Genomic DNA, 2751 nt, shown 5'->3' with positions numbered 1-2751 from the left:
TCAGAGCATTTCCTACAGCATCAGTTGCTACTGCTCTATCTAAATGTGTAAGACAAATAGGATTAGACAAATATATTTCTCTACCTTCTTTTTCCGTCATCACTATTCTTTTCGGCATAACTTTTAAATTAATATGGTTTAGTTGGTGGTGTAAAGTTGGATGTCCATCGGGCAACGTTTGATACTCTAAACTCAGATATGACACCTTGCATTGATTGAATTGATTTACCTAATGTAAATGGATTATTTTTATAATTGTCAACTGGCATTTTAGGTGCATCCATTCTAATCATGCCATGAGTATAATATTTTGTTGATACCCCATCACCGACAATGGCAAAGTGATTGAATTGTCCGACTGTAAGACTGTTATTTCCTGAAACAAACGGCTGATAACCATAAATAGCGAGATAATCTCCCCAATTTAACCATGTAGTATATCCGGTTTGGATGAGTCCGCTATTGGTGGCATTTTCCCATATAGCAAATATTATCCCTTCTCCCAAGAGAGTATCTGGTTTAACCCAACACTCTAATGTAAATACGCCTGATTCCAATAAACGGTGTAATTCAGCATCATTAGAAAATGTTAGATAACTATTAGCTCCAAACATAACCCCTCCCGTAAATCTACCGTCAGTTGTTAATACTGCATTGTTGGATGTTACAGCATTACCACATTCATCTTTAAAATTTCCGTCAAAATGTAACAGTAATACAGTATTTTCATCCGGCTTGCCACTTTCCCCTGTCATTATTATCCTCTTTGGCATACTACCTCCTATCTTATATCCGGTATCACAACTGTTGTTACACTGTCATTACGCTGCACAACTGTTCCCTCCTCTATTTTCGAGGTAGGCATGTAATGCGGCGCTGCAGCTTGCCGATAACCGACAAAAGCGATTGTTGTCACTGCTAACAGGATCATCAACTCCTGCTTAACTGTTTGTCTCTGTAGTATTGTTTGCATTGTTATAAGTTGAATCGTTTTTTATCAATCAAATAGTTTTGTTGTATCTCATTTGCTGAAAGACATCTATTATACACTCTTAAAGAGTATAGATTAGTTCGCATTGGCCACTGTGGATGCTCTGGCCCTCCACCTATATAGATGTTATTTTGAGATGTGTTTTTTCCAGTGTGCGAATACGTCGCCTTAACTTCGGCATCAATATATCCCGTTTGAATTTGCCCATTAAATGATACTCCGTAATATTGTTTTTTAGACTCATAAGGTTGATTAAAATCAAAATCAGAATCATACCAATAATTTCTGTACATAAAAGAGCCGTTGCTATAAAGATTAACACATGCTAATGCGTTTAGCCTTTTCATAACTCCCGACTCAAATATAGACATGTCATAAGGCATAGATTTCCAACAATATTCAATCGTATAATCATTTGCTCCATAAGGATATGATGACGGTATTTTATTCTGAGGCACCGTGAAATAAGAATTTGTTAATTCAAAATTGAAAGAATCCTCCGTCCATGCACCAGCAGGGAGTGCCCCTCCTAGTATAGCATCAGCATTGTTACCTGATAAATCCTTCCACACGGTTGCATTGTCATTATGCTTTCCAATTCCGTTATTCCACACGCCGTCAAACCACAAGACTAATCCATCTTGTATGTAGTCAAATTTATTATCTCCAAGCATCGCCCTGCGTTTCATGATCCGAGGTCTAAATTAAGTTCAAAAGTCAAGAAATAAGGGTAATTCGCTTTTGGGTCAATTTGAACTATCTCATCGACGGTTAAAGCGGCATAAGCTGCAGCCTCGTTACTAGCTTTTAAATCGTAAGTACGTTTAGCGTATATCTCAAGCAATGGTAACTTATCCAATGCCCATACAATAGGCACATCTATAGACTGAGGAGGCGTGCCGGTTGTCCATAACTTAGTAGTTGTTTGGCCATCAGCCTGCAATGCCGGCAGCGTGATAGAGTACAAAGAGTTGCGCAAATCTTTATCAATCCATAGCTCTACGTTAGCAATCTCAGTACCGCCCTGTGTCATTGATACAAAAAACTTATTGCCAAACTTATCCTGTGCCTCGATCTCCTGCAACTTTGCTTGTCTGGCCATTTCCAGTGGATCAGGATCAGGTGCTGGATCAGGTGCAGGGGTTAGCTCCATGTGCCAAACTTCAAGCGGCGTAGCGTCCGGGTGTGCAGCGTGAAAAGCTGCCTGTTCATCATTGAGGGGTAAAAAAGCTCCGTTCTCGTAATCTTCTATGCTTACCCCCGTTTTGTAAGAAAGAGGAAGGCTTTTTTCTGTTTCCCAGAATGGGATTGTTTTGTTAATGTATATCATATCGTTATTTATTTAAAGTTAAATGGATGCCATTGGATAAACTACCATGCCGAATAGACCATACCCTTCATTCGTATATGAATAATATTTTTTCATATCATGATCTCCGGGGTCGTAACCCTGTTCGCCCGGATGTCTTAATGAATGTGACCTTATAAATTCACTCTGTGTTGATGTCCATATACTAGTATATGATTCAGAACCAATCTTTTTAAAAAGGTTGCCATACCCCAAAGCTGATCGCACTGAATCAATGACTGAAAGATTGTTATATACGTACTTAAATTCGCCAATGCCACCTAAATACCAATCCAGATTAGCGACATTATAGCTTGCACAATACCCTGCAGCAAATGATGCTGATAGACCATAATAAGATACAAGTGCATCGGTATTGGCTTTGCCGGCCATATCATCAACCTGAGCGTTT

The 2751-nt window shown here is 39.0% G+C and carries 5 protein-coding genes; all 5 read right to left on the bottom strand.

What is annotated here, in order from left to right; all coding sequences use genetic code 11:
• Positions 1-128 precede the first annotated feature (128 nt).
• Positions 129-755, bottom strand: coding sequence for a LamG-like jellyroll fold domain-containing protein (locus CTY47_RS16565; RefSeq protein WP_158228554.1), 627 nt, complete (start codon positions 753-755; stop codon positions 129-131).
• Between the two features lie 26 nt (positions 756-781).
• Positions 782-973 (bottom strand): hypothetical protein, encoded by a 192-nt coding sequence (locus CTY47_RS16560; RefSeq protein ID WP_099465890.1) that lies wholly within the window; start codon positions 971-973, stop codon positions 782-784.
• Positions 974-975: 2 nt separating this feature from the next.
• Entirely contained in the window at positions 976-1680 is a 705-nt protein-coding gene (locus tag CTY47_RS16555) for a hypothetical protein (RefSeq protein WP_099465889.1), read from the bottom strand.
• The gene (locus CTY47_RS16550; RefSeq protein WP_099465888.1) at positions 1677-2321 is read right to left on the bottom strand and encodes a hypothetical protein; all 645 of its coding nucleotides are present in this window, start codon (positions 2319-2321) and stop codon (positions 1677-1679) included. Before CTY47_RS16550 ends, CTY47_RS16555 begins: the two co-directional genes overlap by 4 nt.
• 18 nt (positions 2322-2339) lie before the next feature.
• Positions 2340-2751, bottom strand: a 412-nt coding sequence (locus CTY47_RS17005; protein WP_158228553.1) for a hypothetical protein, incomplete at its 5' end; no start/stop codon positions are given.

The sequence above is a fragment of the Parabacteroides provencensis genome (assembly GCF_900232875.1).
GTDB lineage: Bacteria > Bacteroidota > Bacteroidia > Bacteroidales > Tannerellaceae > Parabacteroides > Parabacteroides chinchillae.
This window is presented reverse-complemented; position numbering and strand designations above follow the sequence as displayed.

Bases quoted from the DNA above. Each gene is read 5' to 3' on its own strand.
- CTY47_RS16565 (WP_158228554.1), bottom strand. From the start codon at position 755: ATGACAGGGGAAAGTGGCAAGCCGGATGAAAATACTGTATTACTGTTA.
- CTY47_RS16560 (WP_099465890.1), bottom strand. From the start codon at position 973: ATGCAAACAATACTACAGAGACAAACAGTTAAGCAGGAGTTGATGATC.
- CTY47_RS16555 (WP_099465889.1), bottom strand. From the start codon at position 1,680: ATGAAACGCAGGGCGATGCTTGGAGATAATAAATTTGACTACATACAA.
- CTY47_RS16550 (WP_099465888.1), bottom strand. From the start codon at position 2,321: ATGATATACATTAACAAAACAATCCCATTCTGGGAAACAGAAAAAAGC.